Source organism: Methylobacterium sp. 88A (assembly GCF_000376345.1).
Taxonomy (GTDB): Bacteria; Pseudomonadota; Alphaproteobacteria; order Rhizobiales; family Beijerinckiaceae; genus Methylobacterium; species Methylobacterium bullatum.
On the sequence record NZ_AQVT01000001.1, the window covers coordinates 4,333,432 to 4,351,377 of the forward strand.

The following is a 17,946-nucleotide window of genomic DNA, read 5'->3' on the forward strand; positions in this document are numbered from 1 at the left end:
GGCGGGCTCTCCGTTGAAGGCAGGCGATGACGACCCATCGCAGGCCCCGCCGGTGCAGGCAACGGGCCATGCGCGCCACCGCCGGGTCCCGCCCCGGTGGCACACGCCTTGCGCCCACGGACACCGCATCCCCGGTGAGGGATCTGCCCGGAGCGGCGGAGGCGTCGACCCCATGACCAGTGCCACGACCATCGCCGCCCATCCCGACACCATCGCCGCCGCCGAACCGGCCACGGCGCCCGTGACGACGGTGCCTCCCGTCGCCCTCGCTCTGCTCGGGCTGCAGCACGTCCTGGTGATGTATGCCGGCGCCGTGGCGGTGCCGCTGATCGTCGGGCGCGCCCTGAAGCTCCCGCCGGATCAGGTGGCGATGCTGGTGAGCGCCGACCTGTTCGCATGCGGCCTCGCGACTCTTCTGCAGAGCTGGGGCCTGCCGGGGATCGGCGTGCGCATGCCGGTGATGATGGGCGTCACCTTCGCCGCCGTCACGCCCATGGTCGCCATGGGGACCAATCCCGAAATCGGGCTGACCGGCATCTACGGCGCCGTGATCGCGGCCGGCCTGTTCGCGTTTCTCGTGGCGCCGCTCATCGGACGGCTGCTGCCGCTGTTCCCGCCCGTGGTGACCGGAACGATCATCCTGGTCATCGGCGTCTCGCTGATGAAGGTGGGCGTGAACTGGGCCGCCGGAGGAATCGGCAACCCGGATTACGGGGCACCGCTCCATCTCGCCATCGCCGCCTTCGTGCTCTGCGTGATCCTGGCGATCACCCGCTACGGCACCGGCTTCGTCAATTCGGCCTCGGTGCTCATCGGCATCGTCGCCGGGATGCTCGTGGCCGCCGCCTTCGGGCTGGTCGATCTCGGCCATGTGGCCACCGCGTCCTGGTTCGACGTGGTGCGGCCCTTCGCCTTCGGCGCCCCGACCTTCGATCCCGTCTCGATCGTCACCCTCTGCATCGTGATGATCGTGGTGATGATCGAATCGACCGGCATGTTCCTGGCGCTCGCCGAGATCTGCGCCGATCCCGTCGACGAGAAGCGCCTGACCAGGGGACTGCGCGGCGACGGCCTCGGCACCGTCATCGGCGGCATCTTCAACACGTTCCCCTACACCTCGTTCTCGCAGAATATCGGACTCGTCGGCGTCACCGGGGTGCGCACCCGCTACGTCGCGGTGGTCGGCGGGTTCATCATGCTCGGGCTCGGGCTCATCCCGAAGCTCGCGGCCCTGGTCGAGGCGGTGCCGCAATGCGTGCTCGGCGGGGCCGGGCTCGTGATGTTCGGGATGGTCGGCGCGACGGGCGTGCGCATCCTCGGCGCGGTGGACTTCGCCCGCAATCGCAACAACCTGTTCGTCGTTGCGGTCTCCGTCGGTTTCGGCATGATCCCCCTCGTCGCCCCGGCCTTCTTCAAGCAGATGCCGCACGCGCTGCACCCGCTCCTCGAATCCGGAATCCTGCTCTGCGCGATCGCGGCGGTGAGCCTGAACCTGTTCTTCAACGGCCTGACCGGCGACGAGGCCGCCCGCGCCGCCGCCCGGCATCAGGCGGCATCCTCCGAACATTGAGGACGGCCGTCGTCCTTCACCGCCCCTCCTGGGAGACAAGCATGCCCCTGATCGCCTCCAAATACGGCAAGGGCCGCGTGCGGGTGATGCGCCTCACCCGCGACGGCGACGACCACACCCCGCGCGAACTGTCCCTCGCGGTCCTGATGAAGGGCGCCTTCGATGCCGCCTGGACCGACGGCGACAACCGGGCCTGCGTCGCCACCGACAGCGTGAAGAACATCGTCAACGTGGTGGCGGCCAAGAACCTGTCCCTCGACAAGGAAGCCTTCGCCGAGGCCGTCGCCGCGACCTTCCTCGACACGTATCCGCAGGTCGAGGAGATCGGGATCGAGGGCAAGGAGACGCGCTGGCTGCGCCAGACCATCGGCGGCCGGCCGCACGGCCACGTCTTCACCCTCGACGGCAACGGGACGGGCTACGTCAAGCTCGTGGCGAGCCGCGACGGCGCCGTGATGCAGTCGGGGCTGCGGGGCTTCACCTTCATGAAGACCACGCAATCGGGCTGGGCCGACTTTGTCGATGACGCGTACCGCACCCTGGCCGACGCCACCGACCGCATCGCCGCGACCGCCATGGACGCCACCTGGACCTGGGCCAGCGCGCCCGCCGACTACACCGCGACCAATGCCCGGGTGCTCGACATCCTGATCGAGGTCTTCGGCACGACCTACAGCGCCAGCGTGCAGGACAGCATGTACCGCATGGGCGAGGCGGTCCTGGCGGCCATTCCCGAGATCGCCGAGATCGGGTTCGCCATGCCGAACAAGCACTACATCCCGATCAACCTGACACCGTTCGGGCTGGAGAACCCCAACACCGTGTTCCTGCCCACCGACGAGCCCCACGGTCAGATCGAGGCGACGATCGGGCGAGGCTGAGCCCCGCACGATCCCGGCCCTTCGGAAGAGGGGGAGTCCCGCCTTCCGAACGGCCTTCCGCGAGGCCGCGACCACGGGCGCCCGGCCCGGTGCCCCGTAATCCCCGAACGTCCGGCAAGCGCGTCGATGGAGCGAGGACGCGCGGGCGGCGGAAGAGGCATGCCATGCCGGCCATGACTGGCAAAAAATGTCGCAGCCCGAACCAAACCCATGGGATGAAACGGCTTATTCCTGTGGCCATCGATCCTCAGGATATGGCTCGCACGCTCGGTGCATGAACATGATGCACACGCACTGACCATTCCGTGTTGCTTTACGAGGCTTTGGTGCACAAATTCTAGGTTATTGGCCGGGACTGCCGCGTCTCCTCAGGCAGTCCGGCCCGAACCTGGGACGACATCCATGACGACACGCCTCATTCTAGGAGCCGCCCTCGGTCTCGCCTTGTCCGGCACCGCTTTCGCGCAGAGCTACACCGCACCGGCCGGCATCCCGGCCGCGACCGCCCCCGGCGGTCTCGACGGACAGGCCGCCGCCCGGAACGTCGGCGAATACGACAGCCGCTTCTCCCGCCCCATTCGCACCCGGATCGATGGGGACGGCGCAGTCACGACGGGATCGGTGAGGCCCACCCCGCCACGCCACCGCGACTGAGGCCCCAGGGCGGAAATCGGTCATCGGTCGCCGGGAACGGCCGCCCCCCCTCCCCGGCGCGTCGCCGAGCGCCCCCGGCGGAGGTACGTAGGACTGCCCACACTCTCGATACCCTGCGCGCCGAGGTGGCTGTGGAGGTGGAGGACAGCCGCAAACGAGAGCGCCCGCGCGGAAGGCTCGAACGCCTCGTTGCTCCCAACGCTGGTGAACTGCAAGGAAGCGGAGACCGCCCCTTCGACGGGTCGCACCAGAGATGCCGGAAGAGACAGCAAAAAGCCCCGATCGCATTCCCGACCGAGGCTGACTGCTCTGAAGTGTTTTGAAAAACCGCGATCGAATCAGCGGTTTATTTGGTGGGTGCACAAGGGTTCGAACCTTGGACCCGCTGATTAAGAGTTTGCGGTAGCGTTGTATCGGGGGTACCCTTTATGCCCCTAAGTTACTGTTTTCGTTGGGTCTGTTTCCCGTGATTACCTTGCTGGGGCATTGCAATCACGCTACGATGGTCGCTAGTTGAGCCCCTAGCGACCAATCATGAATCAGCCAAAACGTCTTACGAAAGCAGCCGTCGAAGCCCTTACTCCAGGGCAGACCTTATGGGATGCCGAACTGAAGGGCTTCGCGGCTCGCTGTCAGCGCCGTGACCACGTCTACGTGTTGAAGTACCGCCTCGACGGGCGGCAGCGGTGGTTCACGATCGGCAAGCACGGATCGCCCTGGACGGCCGACCTAGCCCGCCGTGAGGCCAAGCGCTTGCTGGGGCTGGTCGCCACCGGCCAAGATCCCGCAACAAAGAAGGCCGTCGCTCGAACCGCACCGACCGTTGCCGAACTCGCAGACCTTTTTCTGAGCGAGCACGTGGAAGCGAAGAACAAGGGCAGTACCCACGCCGAGTATGCCCGACTCGTCGAACGGCTCGTGAAACCGCAGCTTGGCAACAAGCGGGCTGACGAGGTCACGCACGAGGAAGTGCGCAGGCTCCATGTTAAGCTGCGAGCCACCCCCTATCAGGCCAACCGCTTGATCGCCCTGCTATCAAAGATGTTCAGCTGGTCGGGCCGCCGGGGCGAAAGCAATCCCTGCACAGGCATCGAACGATTCGGCGAAAAGAAGCGCCGCCGCTACCTTTCGACGGCTGAACTCGGTCGCCTGGGCGAAGCCCTCGCAGCATTCGAAACCGAAGGCGGCGTCTCCCCTCATCCGATCGCAGCTATCCGTTTGCTGCTGCTGACCGGCGCCCGACTCGGCGAGATCCTCACGCTGCGCTGGGAATACGTAGACCGCGAGCGCGGCTGCCTGGCTCTGCCGGACAGCAAAACCGGTGCAAAGGAAATCCACCTTAACGAGGCAGCGTTCGCGGTTCTCGAGGCCGTGCCGCGCGAACTCGACAACCCGTATGTGATAATTGGCCAGCGGTCGGGCGCCCACCTCGTCAACCTCGAAAAGCCCTGGCAACGGGTTCGGGCGCGAGCAGGCCTAGACGATGTCCGGCTTCACGACCTCCGGCATTCCTTTGCCTCGATAGGCGCCGGCGCTGGGCTTGGCCTGCCGATGATTGGCGCCCTGCTCGGGCATACTCAGGCGGCGACGACGGCAAGGTATGCCCACCTTGCCGTCGATCCGCTGAGAGCAGCCAACGAACTTATCGGACGCCAGATTGCGTCACTGATTGCTCGGACCATCGTCAAGTAAGGTCCATTACGTCGGTGAATTGAAACATTCACTATTTAAATCAAACAAATTTGAAAAACTTGTTGAGATCCTCATGGTTGGTTTCGTCGATTGCCACTTCGGCTATACACGTTTCATCTCCCAGTTGATTTCTTTCCATCAGCACCAAATAATGGTCAGCACTGTCGGCATAATTGAGATGGCTTTGATCGCGGCCGAAGGGTGATTTCCTGGGTGATCTATCATTCTTGCTGATCAATGACTTTTTCAGCTTTTTCTGTGCGGTCGGCTTTTCAGGATTGCCTTCAGGCTTCCATCGGGCCCACTGGTCCAATCCTTCACCTTTTTGACTAGCCAAGGCAATAACTCCGCTGGGTGCAATACCACGCTCGATAAGGCTTGTAATCGCCGCAACATCGCGACTGTAGTTCTTTCCAGCCTGACGCATGCTTTGCGGATCGCAGCTGCTTCCATAGGAGATATGCAGCTCAAGAATGATTCGGAGTTGGGATTTTCGACCGTCAACGACAAGGTTTTGCTGATGCGCTGCCTCTGCGACTGCTCGTTGCAACGTGGAGTCGGTTTGTGATGCCACAAACATTGCGTAGGCAGCAGTAATCGTCTCGTAGTGCTGCTTTTTATTTTCGCGGTTGAACTTGACCATTCGCTCGGCGAACCAAGTGGCCATCGCATCGGGCTCAGATCCACCGAATGCTGGCACATCGCCCCTCTTGAGAAGATATCGCGCGGCGTCGAGTGCAATGGCCTCAGGGATGTCGGGACCGCGTGCGGCGATCGTCGGCTTCCTTGGTGCTCGTGGTTTCGTCTGCGACTTCTGGCGCAACGCAATTGCGTCCGCAGCAAAGCGGCCGATAGGCTGTTTTTTTGGAGGAAGTGCTCGACGGTGGAGCTTGGGCTTCTGGGGCATCGCGTACCTTCCATTTTAAGTTCGATGTCATGCTGCTTTTCGTCTGTGTAACAGACCAAGCGGGCGCTTGTCCCACATTCCTTTTTGGGAGCGGAGCAGCCGTTGGTCCAAGGGAAGCCGGCTGAAAAACGGTTTGCCCGAGGCCGCGTAACATCTTCCGTAAAGGCTCGTCGTCACAGCACCAGGAGCGCTGCGTAATGAACGACGACAAGCACACGAACTCGGTTCTCGATCACCTGCTCGACGAACACGCCGTCGCCGAGCGACAGGGGCGATCGGTCAAAACCCTGCGCAACCAGCGAGTCGCTGGCGACGGCATCCCCTACCTCAAGCTCGGCCGACTGGTGCGGTATCGCCTCAGCGATGTCGTCGCATGGGAACAGGGCTGCCTCCGCAGCAGCACGAGCGATCAGGGGGGCGCCCGATGAGCGGCCCGCTTCCCAACGATTTGTCGCCCGAACTGTTGGCCGAACTTGAGCGGCAGGAGGTCCGCTACCTGCCGACGGTCGAAACGCTTCAGCTGAAGCAAACGAGGATGCTCGCCGGTTTCCAGCGCGGTGGCGTTCCACGACGCCACTGGCGGCACCTGGAGGCCTGCAACGGTCGCGGCTGTCCGAACCGAGTGTGTTCCGCAGCATGCTGGTTTGGTGAGCCCGTAGCGGTCCTCAAGCTGGTCGCGCAGGCGCATGATCTGCTCGAAGAGACGGAGTTGCCGCTGTGGTTCGCCACGGTCATCGACCCGCGCTACGCAACGCCAATCGGCGCACTGAAGAGCCTCTCGCTTGATGGAATGCAGCAAGGCCTTCGTAGACGCCTTCGGCGGGTCGAGGGGACTTGGGGGCCAACGCATGCCTTCGGCGCCTGTGAGGTCAGCTTGGAGATCGAACGCGACGGCGCTTCGTATTGGGGACCGCACACTCACTTTGCGATCGCAACACGGTGTCCGCGTGCGGCTTTAAAAGCCGCGTTCATGCCAGCGGGGGCACTGCCCGCAGGCGCGCGTCCTGTGGTGCTGAAGCAGGTAACCAATCTCGGAAACGCCCTCAGCTACTCAAACAAGCGCGCGCCGGCCGAACGCATCGCCATTGTCGGTTCGCGCGGCACGCAGGATCGCGACAAGCGGCCTGTGAACTGGCAGGCCGGGCTGGAGCACGACACGTGGTTACTCGGCCTTCAGCCAACCGAGCGGTTGATCCTGCGTGGCTTCAGGCGGGTGCACGACCGACTGGTGTTGCTGCGGTAGGCGGCATCTGCGGTGACATCACGAAACAGGGCCTGGCTCGGCTGTTGTGCAGCGGGGCTAGGCTCTGATGGTGATGTGGGGCTGCTGGGGCCTGTTTGAACGCGGGGTGCTGGTTGAGGGTGGGTATACAGCATATCGCCGCCACCCCGCGTACTTGCCTCCCCAGCAATCGAAAATCGCAAAATCCGAAATGACTCGTCACCTCGCGTAAAGATCAACGGGTGCTCAATCAGGCACCCTCCATCAGTGAGGTTTGTTATGAGCTACGTTGAAAAGCGCTGCGTGTGGGTCAAAGGTCGGCATCGCCTCCATGTCCATGCCTCGAAGCAGATTGGTAGGCTGATCAAAAAGCACAAGGCGTCCTCAACTGCGGAGGAAACGCTGAAGGTGCTGCTCGACGCGGTGGTGAGCTGGATAGTTCTCGATGTCGAGTCAGAGTACGACATGGCGATCTACCTTGAGCGCTTGGCGCATCGCCTGCGCGAAGACGCCGCACGTGCCGATGGCTAAGTCCCCCAAACTATCTTGAAGAACCCTGGGGCTCACGTGTGGGGTCCCAGGCACTTAAATTGAGACTTTTTTTTAGAAATGCCCTTGGGCGACAACGCTCGAAGCGGACATTTGCACCCGGTCAAGCCGACACGTGGCGCGCGGGTCCGAGGTTGGGTCTTGTGTGCAGATCCGCGACAGAATCATCTCATGTAGGCAGAGTCGTCGTCCTCGTCTGGTGACGGGGATGCTCCGCGAAGACGGCCTTCGCCACCGCACCGTCCCGAGAATGCGACCGATGCCGAACCCTTTCAAATCCACCCTGCGTACTGCTGCGGAAGGCCTCGTCGCGCTGGTGGCTGCCTGCAACCGGCTACGCCTGCCGCGGACGCCGCACCCCTTCGTGGTCGGCGTGCATGCGCCGATGCGCGAGGAGCTGACGCTGCGAGATCTGCCCGTCACCGGGACGATCCCGGCGGGGCTCGACGGCCGCTATCTCAAGATGGGCGCCAACCCCGCCCGTCCGACGACGCGCGGCCACGACTGGTTCCTGGGCGACGGCATGGTGCACGGTCTCCGCATCGAAGGCGGAAAGGCCCTGTGGTACCGCAACCGCTGGATTGGCTCGCGCGCGGCGTCCGCAACGCTCGGCCGACCCGCCGCCCCGGGGCCGCGCCGGGGCGACGATACCGTCAACACCAACGTAGTCGAGATCGGCGACCGCGCCTTCGCCGTGGTCGAGGCTGGGAGCTACCCCGTCACGCTGTCCGAGGACCTAGAGACGCAACGCTACGATCCGTTCGGCGGCACGCTCGCTGGCTCCTTCAGCGGGCACCCGCACCGCGACCCGGCGAGCGGCGAGACACATGCCATCGCCTATGACGGCCGCGTCTGGGACAGCGTACGCCATGTCGTCCTCTCAGCCGCGGGCCGGGTCGTGCGCGACGTGTCGATCCCGGTCGAGCACGGTCCCTGCATCCACGACTGCGCGATCACAGCGCGTTTCGTCGTCGTGCTGGACCTGCCGGTCACCTTCTCGATGCGGGCGGTGCTGGCAGGCCACCGCTTCCCGTTCCGCTGGAACCCGGCCCACCGTGCCCGCGTCGGCCTGCTTCCCCGGCACGGCACGGCCGCCGACATCGTGTGGTGCGCGGTCGAGCCGTGCTTCGTCTTCCACGTCGCCAACGCCTACGACGACGCGGACGGGCGGGTGGTCCTCGACATCGTCGCCTACGAGAGGGTGTTCGCCTCGGCCGGTGGCGGCCTCGATACGCCGGGCCGGCTGGAGCGCTGGACCGCCGACCCAGCGACGGGGCGGGTCGAGCGGCGGGTGATCGACCCCGCGGCACAGGAGTTTCCCCGGATCGACGAGCGCCGCTTCGGGCGCCCCCACCGCTACGTCTACACGGGCTCGGTCCCCGCTGACGGCAACACGCAACTCGTCGGGGCGACACAGATCTACAAGCACGACCTGGCGACGGGGGAGCGGCGCATGCACGAGTTCGGCCCCGACCGTGTCCCGGGGGAGTTCGTGTTCGTGCCGACGGGACCGGAGAGCGGCGAGGACGAGGGGTGGCTTGTCGGGCTCGTTATCGACACGGTGAGCGACACGACCGACTTCACAATCCTCGACGCACGCGCGTTCGAGGCGCCCCCCGTCGCCACGGTCCGTCTTGGACACCGGATCCCGCCGGGCTTCCACGGGAACTGGTTTCCGAATCATAGGGCCTAATGACGATCGTGGTGTGGCTTGAACGCCGGCGCGCGGTCACGTGCCGCAGAACGTCCGGTAGTCCGCCCCGCCGCCCTCCGGCGCCTCGGCGTAGCGAGCGTAGGTAGGCTGGTCGTCGTAGGGCCGCGACAGCACCGCCAACAGCTCCTCGAACGGGCCGAAATCGCCTCGTTCGACCGCCGCCGCGATCATCGCCTCAACGTGGTGGTTGCGCGGGGTGAAGGCAGGATTGACGGCGCGCATCGCCACCGCCGTCGCCGCGGGGTTCCGTACCCCCTCGGTCAACTTCTCCCGCCAGCGCACGGCCCAGGCGTCGTACGCGGTTGGGTCCACGAACAGGTCGCGCACCCCAGCGTCCGCCTTCGGCCGCTCGGCCGCGTCGCACAGGCGGCGGAAGGTCAGGGTAAAATCGGCCCGGTTCTCCGCCATGCACGCCAACAGGTCGTCCGCAAGCACCCCGGCGCCGTCCTGGTCTCCGGACAACCCGAGCTTCTGCGCGAGACCACCACGATACGCCGCCTCGAAGCGCGGACCGAACCCGGCGAGCGCCGCCTCGGCCGCTTCGACCGCCGCCGCCTCGTCCTCGCCCAGCAGCGGCAGCAAGGTCTCGGCGAGGCGGGTCAGGTTCCACAGGGCGATCCCCGGCTGTTGGCCGTAGGCGTAACGCCCGTGCGCATCGATCGAGCTGAAGCTCGTGCGCGGGTCGTAGGCGTCCAGGAAGGCGCAGGGGCCGTAATCGATCGTCTCGCCGGTCACCGACATGTTGTCGGTGTTCATCACCCCGTGGACGAATCCGACGAGGAGCCAGGCCGCCACGAGGTCGGCTTGGCGGGCGACGACGCCGTCGAGCAGCTCCCGGTAAGGGTGCCCTGTCGAGGATGCCTCGGGATAGTGCCGGGCGAGGGCGTGGTCGGCGAGCGCCCGCACCGCCTCTGTATCGCCCCGGGCGGCGAAGTATTGGAAGGTACCGACCCGGATATGGCTGGCCGCCACGCGGGCGAGCACCGCCCCAGGCAGCCGGGTCTCACGCACCACCAACTCGCCGGTGGCAACCGCCGCTAGCGCCCGTGTGGTCGGGATGCCGAGCGCCGCCATTGCCTCGCTCACGAGGTACTCGCGCAGCACCGGCCCGAGCGCCGCCCGGCCGTCGCCGCGGCGTGAGAACGGGGTCGGGCCCGCGCCCTTGAGCTGGATGTCGCGGCGCTGTCCAATACGATCGACGACCTCGCCGAGCAGAACGGCGCGCCCGTCACCGAGCTGCGGTACGAAGTTGCCGAATTGGTGGCCGGCGTAAGCCGTCGCGATCGGATCGGCACCTTCAGGGACGCTGTTCCCCGCGAGCGTCCCCACCCCGGCGGGGCCGGCGAGCCAATCCGGGTTCATGCCGAGGTTCGCTGCAAGCGCGCGGTTCAAGCGGATCAGGCGCGGGGCTGCGACAGGTGTCGGGGCGCGGCGGGCGAAGAAGCGGTCCGGCAAGCGGACGTAGCTGTTGTCGAAAGGAATCGCGGTCATAATCGTGAGCTATGAGCGATCGCGCCAGCGAACAAGCGTATTCCGGGGACCGGTCAGCCATCCGGGTCGTGTACCCCGGCGAGCGCATATCGGATCGCGTGGACCACGTTCGCTGTGCGCCGAAGCCGGCCGTGCCGGGCATCACCGCCCCGCGCGCCCAGCAGGGGCTGCAGACGCTGAAAGCCTCTAACGGCGCAAACCTTGCGCGTAACTCGAGATGGCCGGCCTGGGCCGCCTGTGACGCTTTCAGGGGTATCGCTTCGATACGGGCGCCCGTTACCCTCGAAAATCGGTCGCATCGGCTTCTCCTCGTCGCGCGCTAGCTCACGGTCATGGATCGCATTTTCCCTATGACCCGTGCCGCCGGGCTCGACCGCCTCGCTGCCTTCATCGCGAAGGAAGGAGCGGAGTATGCCGGGTCCCGCAACTTCGACCTTGGGCCCGAAGGGAGGTCCACGACCTCGGCCCTCTCACCCTACCTGCGCCGGCGCCTGATCACCGAGGCCGAGGTCGTCGCTGCGGCCGTCGCTGCCTTCGGTGATGAGGGGGCCGAGAAGTTTGTCAGCGAGGTGTTCTGGCGGACCTACTTCAAAGGGCATTTGGAAACCCATCCCGCTGCCTGGACACGCTTCCTCACGCTGGCGGCTGAGGGCCATGAGCGCCTTGCCATCGAGCCGGGCCTGCGGCGGACCTACGAGGCTGCGACTGAGGGGCGGACCGGCATCGATTGCTTTGATGCGTGGGCCCTCGAACTCGTCGAGACCGGCTGGCTCCACAACCATGCGCGCATGTGGTTCGCCTCGATCTGGATCTTCACCCTTCGCCTGCCGTGGGCCCTCGGTGCGGACTTCTTCATGCGCCACCTCGTCGATGGCGATCCAGCCAGCAATACGCTGTCCTGGCGCTGGGTCGCCGGCCTGCACACTCGGGGCAAGCACTATGTCGCCCGCGCCGAGAACATCCGTCGCTACACCGATGGGCGCTTCGACCCGGTCGGCCTCGATGAGTACCCCGACGCCCTCGACGAGCCGGTGCCGCCGCGAGAAGTGCCTTTGCCGCCGGGCGATGTCGAGCCGGAGGGCGAGGTTGCGCTCCTCCTGCACCTCGACGATCTGCACCCGGAGAGCCTACCCCTTGGCACCGCGCGGGTCGCCCGCGTCGGCGGCTTCATTGCCCATGCGGACGGCGCGTCTGACCTGGTCAAGGCTGCGGACGAGGCTGCGATGGCCGACGCCCTGGTGCGAGCCGAAGCCTATTTAGGATGCCCGGCATCCCTGATCGAAAAGGACTGGGCTGGCAGCCTGCCGATTGTGACCGCATGGGCTCCGGTCGGACCATCGGCGATGGTGCTGCCACAGGGGTGTTTGCGCCTTCGCCGGGCCTGGGACGAACAGGCGTGGCCGTTGGCCACCGGCGGCTACTCCCGGCTGAGGAAAGCCATCCCTCGGCTCATATGACAGCGATCCGCAGATCGGTTGGCGGAGACGCGTGATAGAGTTCGCTTATGCAAACGGTAGGCGGTGTCTGCTATGTGCCTTTGCGCCCCGCTGCCCGTTTAGGCGTCTGGCTTCAGCCAAAAAAATGGCGGGCCCGAAAGCCCGCCGATCCATTACCGTACGACAACAAAGTGAAGGACATACGCCCCACGCAGGTTCGGATCAGTTACTGTCGCAAACAGCCCTCTTCGTCGTTGGCGCGAGGGCGATACGCCATTCCTCCGGACAGCGGTCACTGCGCAGGAGAACAGTGCTTGCATCCGCCCCGACAGAGCGGATGCATCGAGTTGAGGTCGGTCAGTTCGGCAGCGTGATGACCGTCAGCTGACCGCCGAGGTTGGTGTAGCTCGACAGGGCAGCGTAGCCACCCACCGCGCCGAGCCCGGCATTCGGGTCCGTGAGACCGGCTGCGAGGCCGATGCCGGCCCAGCCACCGACACCTGACAGGATGGCGAGGTGCTGCTTGCCCTTGTGGGTGTAGGTCATCACGTTGCCGATGATGCCGGAGGCCGTCTTGAACTTGTAGAGTTCCTTGCCGGTCTTCGAATCGACGGCCTTCAGATAGCCTTCGAGCGTCCCATAGAACACCACGTCACCGGCGGTGGCGAGAGCACCCGACCATACCGAGAACTGCTCCTGGTTCGACCACTTGATCTGGCCCTTCAGGTTATCCCAGGCAATGAAGTTGCCCATGCCGCCGTGGCTGTTGGGAGCCGGGTACATCGAGACGGTCGCACCAACATAGGGCTGGCCCGGCGTGTAGCTCACCCGGAATGGCTCATAGTCCATGCAGACATGGTTGGTGGGCACGTAGAACAGCTGGGTCTTCGGCGAGAATGCAGCGGGCTGCTGATCCTTGGTGCCGAGCGCGGCTGGGCAAACGCCCTTCGTATTGGTGTCCTCGCCGTTCTGGTCGGTGGAGAACTTGGCCTGGACGAGGGGGCGGCCATAGGTAGGCGACGCCTTGTCCAGGTCGATCTTCGAGGCCCAGTTCACTACGGGATCGAACTTCTCGGCCACTAATACCTCACCCGTGGCGCGGTCCAGGGTGTAAGCGAAGCCATTACGGTCGAAGTGGGTTAGGAGAGGGCGCTCCTTGCCGTCGATCTTCTGATCCGTGAGGATCATCTCGTTGATGCCGTCGTAGTCCCACTCGTCGTGCGGGGTCATCTGGTAGACCCACTTGGTCATGCCCGTATCGGGATTGCGAGCGAAGATCGCCATGGTCCACTTGTTGTCGCCCGGACGCTGCTTGGGGTTCCAAGTCGAGGGGTTGGCGGTGCCGTAATAGACGAGGTCGAGCTTCGGATCGTAAGAATACCAGCCCCAGGTCGCGCCACCGCCGGTCTTCCACTGATCGCCCTCCCAGGACTTCAGGGAGGAATCCCGACCAATCGGTTTGCCGAGCGACGTCGTCTTCGCTGGATCGACGATCATGTCGTCATCGGATCCGACGCTGTAGCCGCGCCAGACGCGATTACCGGTCTTCGCATCGTAGGCGGTGATATGGCCGCGAATGCCATACTCGGCACCGGAGATGCCGACGATGATCTTGTCCTTCACCGGCAGCACCGTGGCGGTGTTGGTCTCGCCGATTTTCGAATCCCCGTTTTTGACCGACCAGTTCACCTTGCCGGACTTGGCGTCCAATGAGACCAGGGTGGTGTCGGCCTGATGCAGGATGATGGCGCCATCCGCATAGGCCAGGCCGCGATAGACCGTGTCGCAGCACATTACCGGGATCACGGACGAATCCTGCCTCGGCTCGTACTTCCAGAGGATCTTGCCCTCGTTGTTGAGGTCGAGGGCATAGACGATATTGGGAAAGGGAGTGTGGACGAACATCATTTCACCGACGACGAGCGGTGAACCCTCGTGGCCGCGCAGGACGCCGGTTGAGAAATTCCATGCGACCTGCAGGTTCTTCACGTTCCCGGCGTTGATCTGGTCGAGCTTCGAGTAGCGGGTGTTGGCGTAGTCGAGCGTCTGCAGCACTTGCTGGTTGGGGTCTTGGCTGCGCTTGAGCACGTCGTCATTGGCGAGCCCGGCGGTGGCACCCGCAACCGCGAGGCCCAAGCCGAGAAGGCAAGCATGTTTCATGGAATTCCTCCCGTCGCCGGCTGCCTTCTTCGACTGTCTCGCGGAGCAGCCCGACGACGGAAACGCTATTGGCCCGCCCGGTCCCCTGGTAGGGCAGGATCCCCGTCGTCAGTCGGGCATTTTGCCTGATCGCAGCCTTGCCCACTTGCCAGCATCCGGCCGTTGCGTCCCTCTCCCTCGCTGGATGCGGGGAACACCACGGCATGGGTCTGCTCATCGGATTGATCCTGCGCGTCCTGAGCGTAGTGCTGCTTTGCCTGGCCTGTGCCACAGCCTGGGTCGTCGCCGAGGTACACCAAGGCATCCGGGAGGAGACCGCGGCCTCGGCCGACCGGGTCGTCCGGGAAGCGCAGGAACTCGCCTGGCGGGAACTGACCTGGCGCGGCAGCGCCGGTCGCTCCGCCAAATATGCCTTTCCGGATTGGCGCAGCTCGCACACCCTGCGATTCATCAGCCCCGGGAACTGCGTCGCCCTGACATGGGAGGGCGAGGCCACGCTTCAGCAATGCAGTGGCCTGGAGACAGCGGGTAGGCCAGCTCCGGCGTGGTTCGAAACGTTGTATCGCGAGGCTTTCGGAGTGATCCCGCCGATGCGCCGCGCGGTGATCCTGAATCGCAGGGAAGCGGGGATCGTGGTCACTACGCCCGACCGGGGCGCGGCCGTGCGCCAGGTCTGGCGACAGGTGCGGGTGCTGATGGCCGCCGCTGCCGCCATGGCTGGCGGTATCGCCATCCTGGCCACCTTCGTGATCGGTATCGCACTACAGCCGGCGCGGGTGATTACCCGTGGCCTCGGCAAGATGGAGAGGGGCGATCATTCCACCCGCCTACCCCCGTTTCGAGCCGGGGAATTCGACCGCATCGCGCGTGCCGTGAACGCCCTGAGCGAGCGTCTCCAGCACACCACGGCCGAGCGGACGGCGCTGACCCGGCGCCTTTTTGCCGTTCAGGAAGAAGAGCGCCGTGCACTCGCACGTGAGCTTCATGATGAGTTCGGACAATGTCTGACCGCCACGGGAGCCCTGGCGAGCGCAATCGAGGCCGAGGCCGGCGAACGTTCGGAGTTGCGTGACGACGCTCGCTCGATCAGCCGGATCACCCGTCATATGATGGGTACGCTGAAAGGGGCGCTGGCACGCCTGCGGCCTCCCGACCTCGAAGAGTTCGGCTTGGAACATAGCCTCCGCCGCCTGGTCTCTACATGGGAGGGACGAAGTGCGAAGCCCGCCGCTTTCAGCCTGAGCTTTGCCGGTGACTTCTCGACACTGAGCGCACCGGTTGCGCTCAGCATCTACCGGATCGTGCAGGAGTGCCTCACCAATGCAGTTCGTCACGGAAAGCCGACTCAGGTGAATGTCAGCCTTGTTCGGACGCCGGACATGGTAACGCTCGGCATCGTGGATGACGGCGGTGGCGACGCGACGCTGGTGGAGACCGCCAGCGGCCACGGCGTTCTCGGCATTCGTGAGCGGATCGGGGCTCTCGGCGGGACTTTGGCCATCATCCCCGCCCAAGGCGGCGTACGGATCGAAGCGACGATTCCATGTCCGTCGGAGGCCGATCATTCTAGCCCACGGAACGATAGGAAGATCCCTCCCGAAATGAAGCTAGAGGGGCTTGCCGCGTGAGCGAGATTGGCATCCTCCTCGTCGATGACCATCCTGTCGTTCGGGAAGGGTATCGTCGGCTACTGGAGCGTCAACCTGGATACCGCGTTGTGGCCGAGGCAGAGACGGCATCCGATGCCTACCGGGCATATAAGGCCATGAAACCGACATTGGTGATCATGGATCTGTCGCTGCCGGGTCCTAGCGGCCTCGAGGGAGTCCGTCACATCAGGCAATGGGACTCGCGCGCCCGCATCCTAGTGTTCACCATGCATCAGGGGGCGGCCTACGCCCTGAAAGCCTTTGAGGCGGGAGCCTCGGGTTACGTCACCAAAAGCAGCGTCCCCGAGGAACTGGTTAGATCGGTGGCCATCGTGGCACGTGGCGGACAGGCAGTCAGCGCCGACATCGCACAGGAGCTTGCAGCGGAACGTCTCAGCGGCAAGCGCTCGCCGCTCGACGAGCTCGGCCCCCGGGAAGTCGAGGTACTTCAACTCGTGGCATCCGGCATGGCCACGGAGGCCATCGCCAAGGCGCTCAACCTAAGCCCCAAAACCATTCAAAACTACCACTATGGCATCAAGGCGAAGCTGGGTGCCCGCAATGACGCGCACCTCGTCTGGCTGGCAATTGCCGCGGGCCTCATCCGACCAAGTGGATTACCTGACAACGCCTGACGCAAAAGCAAGACGACAAGAGTTTGCTCATTGCTGTGACTGCTCCGCTATTATCAAAGAGACCTGGCGGCATAATTCATAGGTAGCTGCGCCAGCTGAAAACCAACCTAAGCTTGACATTAGGATGATAGTCTTATAATGTGAGGTTCGCTGCGGGCTGTTTCGCAGCTAACCGGATGCCCCCAATGCCGCTGCTGTTGCGACGCCTGCCACCACCCGAGCCTACCCGGCAGCAGGCGGGTGCATCCTTCCCCTCACACTCAACGCAAGGCGGCCTCCAGGCCGCCTTCGTCGTTTCTGGAGCCTGCTCATGACGCTGAACACCGCAATCAGCCCAGCTGCCACCATACCGCCCGGCCTGATCCTGTTCGGCCGCGACGAACGACACCGCCCCCACGCTTCGCGCTTTGCCGCCGACGACAAGGCCGAGGCCGAGCGCGCCGCCGGCCTGATGGGCATGCATGTGCTTGAGATCAGCGACGACACCCACCACAGCCTCGCGGCCGGCCTGCCGCAGGGACGCCTGTTCGGGAGTGGCAAAGCCTTCGTACCGTTCGTCAAAGCCGAGGTGTTCGACCGGCTCGTCGCGGCGGCGGGCCTGCCCGATGTCACCATGCCCGTCAGGGCCTCAGCCAAGGCCACCGGCGCCCCTCCGGCCTCAGGCGGCAGTGCCGGTGACGCTTCGGGCGCCGGAGGCCATGGCGGCCGCTTCAAGGCGCCCGCCGATTGGCCCGGCATTGAACGGGGCTGCCTCGTGCTCGCCTGCGCCGGCCCCCAAGAGGGCTGGTTCGAAGCGATCATCATGTACACCAAGGCCGACGACGCCTTCGAGCTTCAGTGGCGCGACTGGCCCGACGATCCGCTGATCACCCGGCACCGCAGCGAGCTTGGCTTGCTGCCGCCCGGCGCGGTTCAGGGCGCGAAGCCAGGGGCATGAGCCGCCCGGCCCCCATCAGCGTCGAGGCGAATCCCGCCTCGACCACCCACACCAACCGGGTGCGTGCCCTCAACGATGCCTTCCGCCGGAGCTTTGTCGGCGGCCATGTGATGCTGTCGCGCGGGATCGCCACCCTGCCAGAGGAGCACCGGCGCGAGGCAGAGGCAGCGGTGCAATCGTTCGCGGCCTTCAGCGTCGCCGACGACCCACATCGCGAGCATGATTTTGGCGCCTTCGATCTCGCCGGGCAGCGGTGCTTTTGGAAGATCGATACCTACGACCACGCCATGGTCGGTCACTCGCCTGACCCGGCCGACCCTGCGGTTACTGTGCGCATCCTCACCATCATGCTGGCTCAGGAATACTGAGCCCTCGACACCGATAACCGTGCCTGCCGGCTGCCCAGTAGGCTCACCCGCCCGAACGGCGTTGTGCCTGCCCCTGGCCAC

General features: G+C 65.0%; 16 protein-coding genes, 1 tRNA gene and 1 pseudogene. 13 read left to right on the forward strand and 5 right to left on the reverse strand.

Annotation, left to right across the window (positions count from 1 at the left end; genetic code table 11):
* Positions 1-172 precede the first annotated feature (172 nt).
* The 3 genes from A3OM_RS0120665 (at position 173) to A3OM_RS0120675 (ending at position 3,105) form a co-directional block, all read left to right on the forward strand.
* Entirely contained in the window at positions 173-1,570 is a 1,398-nt protein-coding gene (locus A3OM_RS0120665) for a nucleobase:cation symporter-2 family protein (protein ID WP_018045693.1), read from the forward strand.
* Between the two features lie 41 nt (positions 1,571-1,611).
* Entirely contained in the window at positions 1,612-2,451 is an 840-nt protein-coding gene (gene pucL, locus A3OM_RS0120670) for a factor-independent urate hydroxylase (RefSeq protein ID WP_018045694.1), read from the forward strand.
* Positions 2,452-2,853: 402 nt separating this feature from the next.
* Positions 2,854-3,105, forward strand: a complete 252-nt coding sequence (locus A3OM_RS0120675; RefSeq protein ID WP_018045695.1) for a hypothetical protein — start codon at positions 2,854-2,856, stop codon at positions 3,103-3,105.
* Between the two features lie 351 nt (positions 3,106-3,456).
* Here the strand turns inward: A3OM_RS0120675 and A3OM_RS25950 are convergent.
* Positions 3,457-3,540 (reverse strand) — tRNA-Ser (locus A3OM_RS25950).
* Between the two features lie 99 nt (positions 3,541-3,639).
* Between A3OM_RS25950 and A3OM_RS24450 the strand changes: the two genes are divergently transcribed.
* Positions 3,640-4,797 carry a site-specific integrase gene (locus tag A3OM_RS24450; RefSeq protein WP_018045697.1) on the forward strand — a complete coding sequence of 386 codons (1,158 nt, stop codon included), beginning with the start codon at positions 3,640-3,642 and terminating at the stop codon, positions 4,795-4,797.
* Between the two features lie 40 nt (positions 4,798-4,837).
* Here the strand turns inward: A3OM_RS24450 and A3OM_RS25955 are convergent, their stop codons facing one another.
* On the reverse strand, positions 4,838-5,704 hold the full coding sequence (locus A3OM_RS25955; protein ID WP_157196522.1) for a hypothetical protein: 867 nt from the start codon (positions 5,702-5,704) through the stop codon (positions 4,838-4,840).
* A 197-nt stretch (positions 5,705-5,901) separates the two neighbouring features.
* On the opposite strand from A3OM_RS25955, the gene A3OM_RS0120695 reads away from it, so the two are divergent.
* The 4 genes from A3OM_RS0120695 to A3OM_RS0120710 all read left to right on the forward strand — a co-directional run bounded on the left by A3OM_RS0120695 (position 5,902) and on the right by A3OM_RS0120710 (position 9,168).
* Positions 5,902-6,132 (forward strand): helix-turn-helix domain-containing protein, encoded by a 231-nt coding sequence (locus tag A3OM_RS0120695; RefSeq protein ID WP_018045699.1) that lies wholly within the window; start codon positions 5,902-5,904, stop codon positions 6,130-6,132.
* Entirely contained in the window at positions 6,129-6,947 is an 819-nt protein-coding gene (locus A3OM_RS0120700; RefSeq protein ID WP_018045700.1) for a hypothetical protein, read from the forward strand. The genes A3OM_RS0120695 and A3OM_RS0120700 overlap by 4 nt, the downstream gene beginning before the upstream one ends.
* A gap of 258 nt (positions 6,948-7,205) precedes the next feature.
* Complete coding sequence (locus tag A3OM_RS0120705) at positions 7,206-7,457, forward strand: hypothetical protein (protein WP_018045701.1); 252 nt, start codon at positions 7,206-7,208, stop codon at positions 7,455-7,457.
* 277 nt (positions 7,458-7,734) lie between these two features.
* Positions 7,735-9,168, forward strand: a complete 1,434-nt coding sequence (locus tag A3OM_RS0120710; RefSeq protein WP_018045702.1) for a carotenoid oxygenase family protein — start codon at positions 7,735-7,737, stop codon at positions 9,166-9,168.
* Positions 9,169-9,204: 36 nt separating this feature from the next.
* Here A3OM_RS0120710 and A3OM_RS0120715 read toward each other — a convergent pair whose 3' ends face one another.
* Together A3OM_RS0120715 and A3OM_RS26625 are read right to left on the reverse strand one after the other, a co-directional pair.
* Positions 9,205-10,680 carry a protein adenylyltransferase SelO gene (locus A3OM_RS0120715; protein WP_018045703.1) on the reverse strand — a complete coding sequence of 492 codons (1,476 nt, stop codon included), beginning with the start codon at positions 10,678-10,680 and terminating at the stop codon, positions 9,205-9,207.
* A 64-nt stretch (positions 10,681-10,744) separates the two neighbouring features.
* Positions 10,745-10,822 (reverse strand): annotated as a pseudogene (locus A3OM_RS26625) (DUF4113 domain-containing protein); the annotation flags it as partial.
* A gap of 208 nt (positions 10,823-11,030) precedes the next feature.
* On the opposite strand from A3OM_RS26625, the gene A3OM_RS0120720 reads away from it, so the two are divergent.
* Positions 11,031-12,137, forward strand: a complete 1,107-nt coding sequence (locus A3OM_RS0120720) for an FAD-binding domain-containing protein (protein ID WP_018045705.1) — start codon at positions 11,031-11,033, stop codon at positions 12,135-12,137.
* A 336-nt stretch (positions 12,138-12,473) separates the two neighbouring features.
* Here A3OM_RS0120720 and A3OM_RS0120725 read toward each other — a convergent pair whose 3' ends face one another.
* The gene (locus A3OM_RS0120725) at positions 12,474-14,276 is read right to left on the reverse strand and encodes a methanol/ethanol family PQQ-dependent dehydrogenase (protein ID WP_018045706.1); all 1,803 of its coding nucleotides are present in this window, start codon (positions 14,274-14,276) and stop codon (positions 12,474-12,476) included.
* 203 nt (positions 14,277-14,479) lie between these two features.
* Here A3OM_RS0120725 and A3OM_RS0120730 point away from each other — a divergent pair, with 203 nt between their 5' ends.
* The 4 genes from A3OM_RS0120730 to A3OM_RS0120745 all read left to right on the forward strand — a co-directional run bounded on the left by A3OM_RS0120730 (position 14,480) and on the right by A3OM_RS0120745 (position 17,865).
* Positions 14,480-15,904, forward strand: coding sequence for a histidine kinase (locus A3OM_RS0120730; RefSeq protein WP_018045707.1), 1,425 nt, complete (start codon positions 14,480-14,482; stop codon positions 15,902-15,904).
* The gene (locus tag A3OM_RS0120735; RefSeq protein ID WP_018045708.1) at positions 15,901-16,560 is read left to right on the forward strand and encodes a response regulator transcription factor; all 660 of its coding nucleotides are present in this window, start codon (positions 15,901-15,903) and stop codon (positions 16,558-16,560) included. Before A3OM_RS0120730 ends, A3OM_RS0120735 begins: the two co-directional genes overlap by 4 nt.
* A 310-nt stretch (positions 16,561-16,870) precedes the next feature.
* Complete coding sequence (locus A3OM_RS0120740) at positions 16,871-17,497, forward strand: hypothetical protein (RefSeq protein WP_018045709.1); 627 nt, start codon at positions 16,871-16,873, stop codon at positions 17,495-17,497.
* Positions 17,494-17,865, forward strand: coding sequence for a DUF3768 domain-containing protein (locus A3OM_RS0120745; RefSeq protein ID WP_018045710.1), 372 nt, complete (start codon positions 17,494-17,496; stop codon positions 17,863-17,865). Before A3OM_RS0120740 ends, A3OM_RS0120745 begins: the two co-directional genes overlap by 4 nt.
* Positions 17,866-17,946 lie beyond the last annotated feature (81 nt).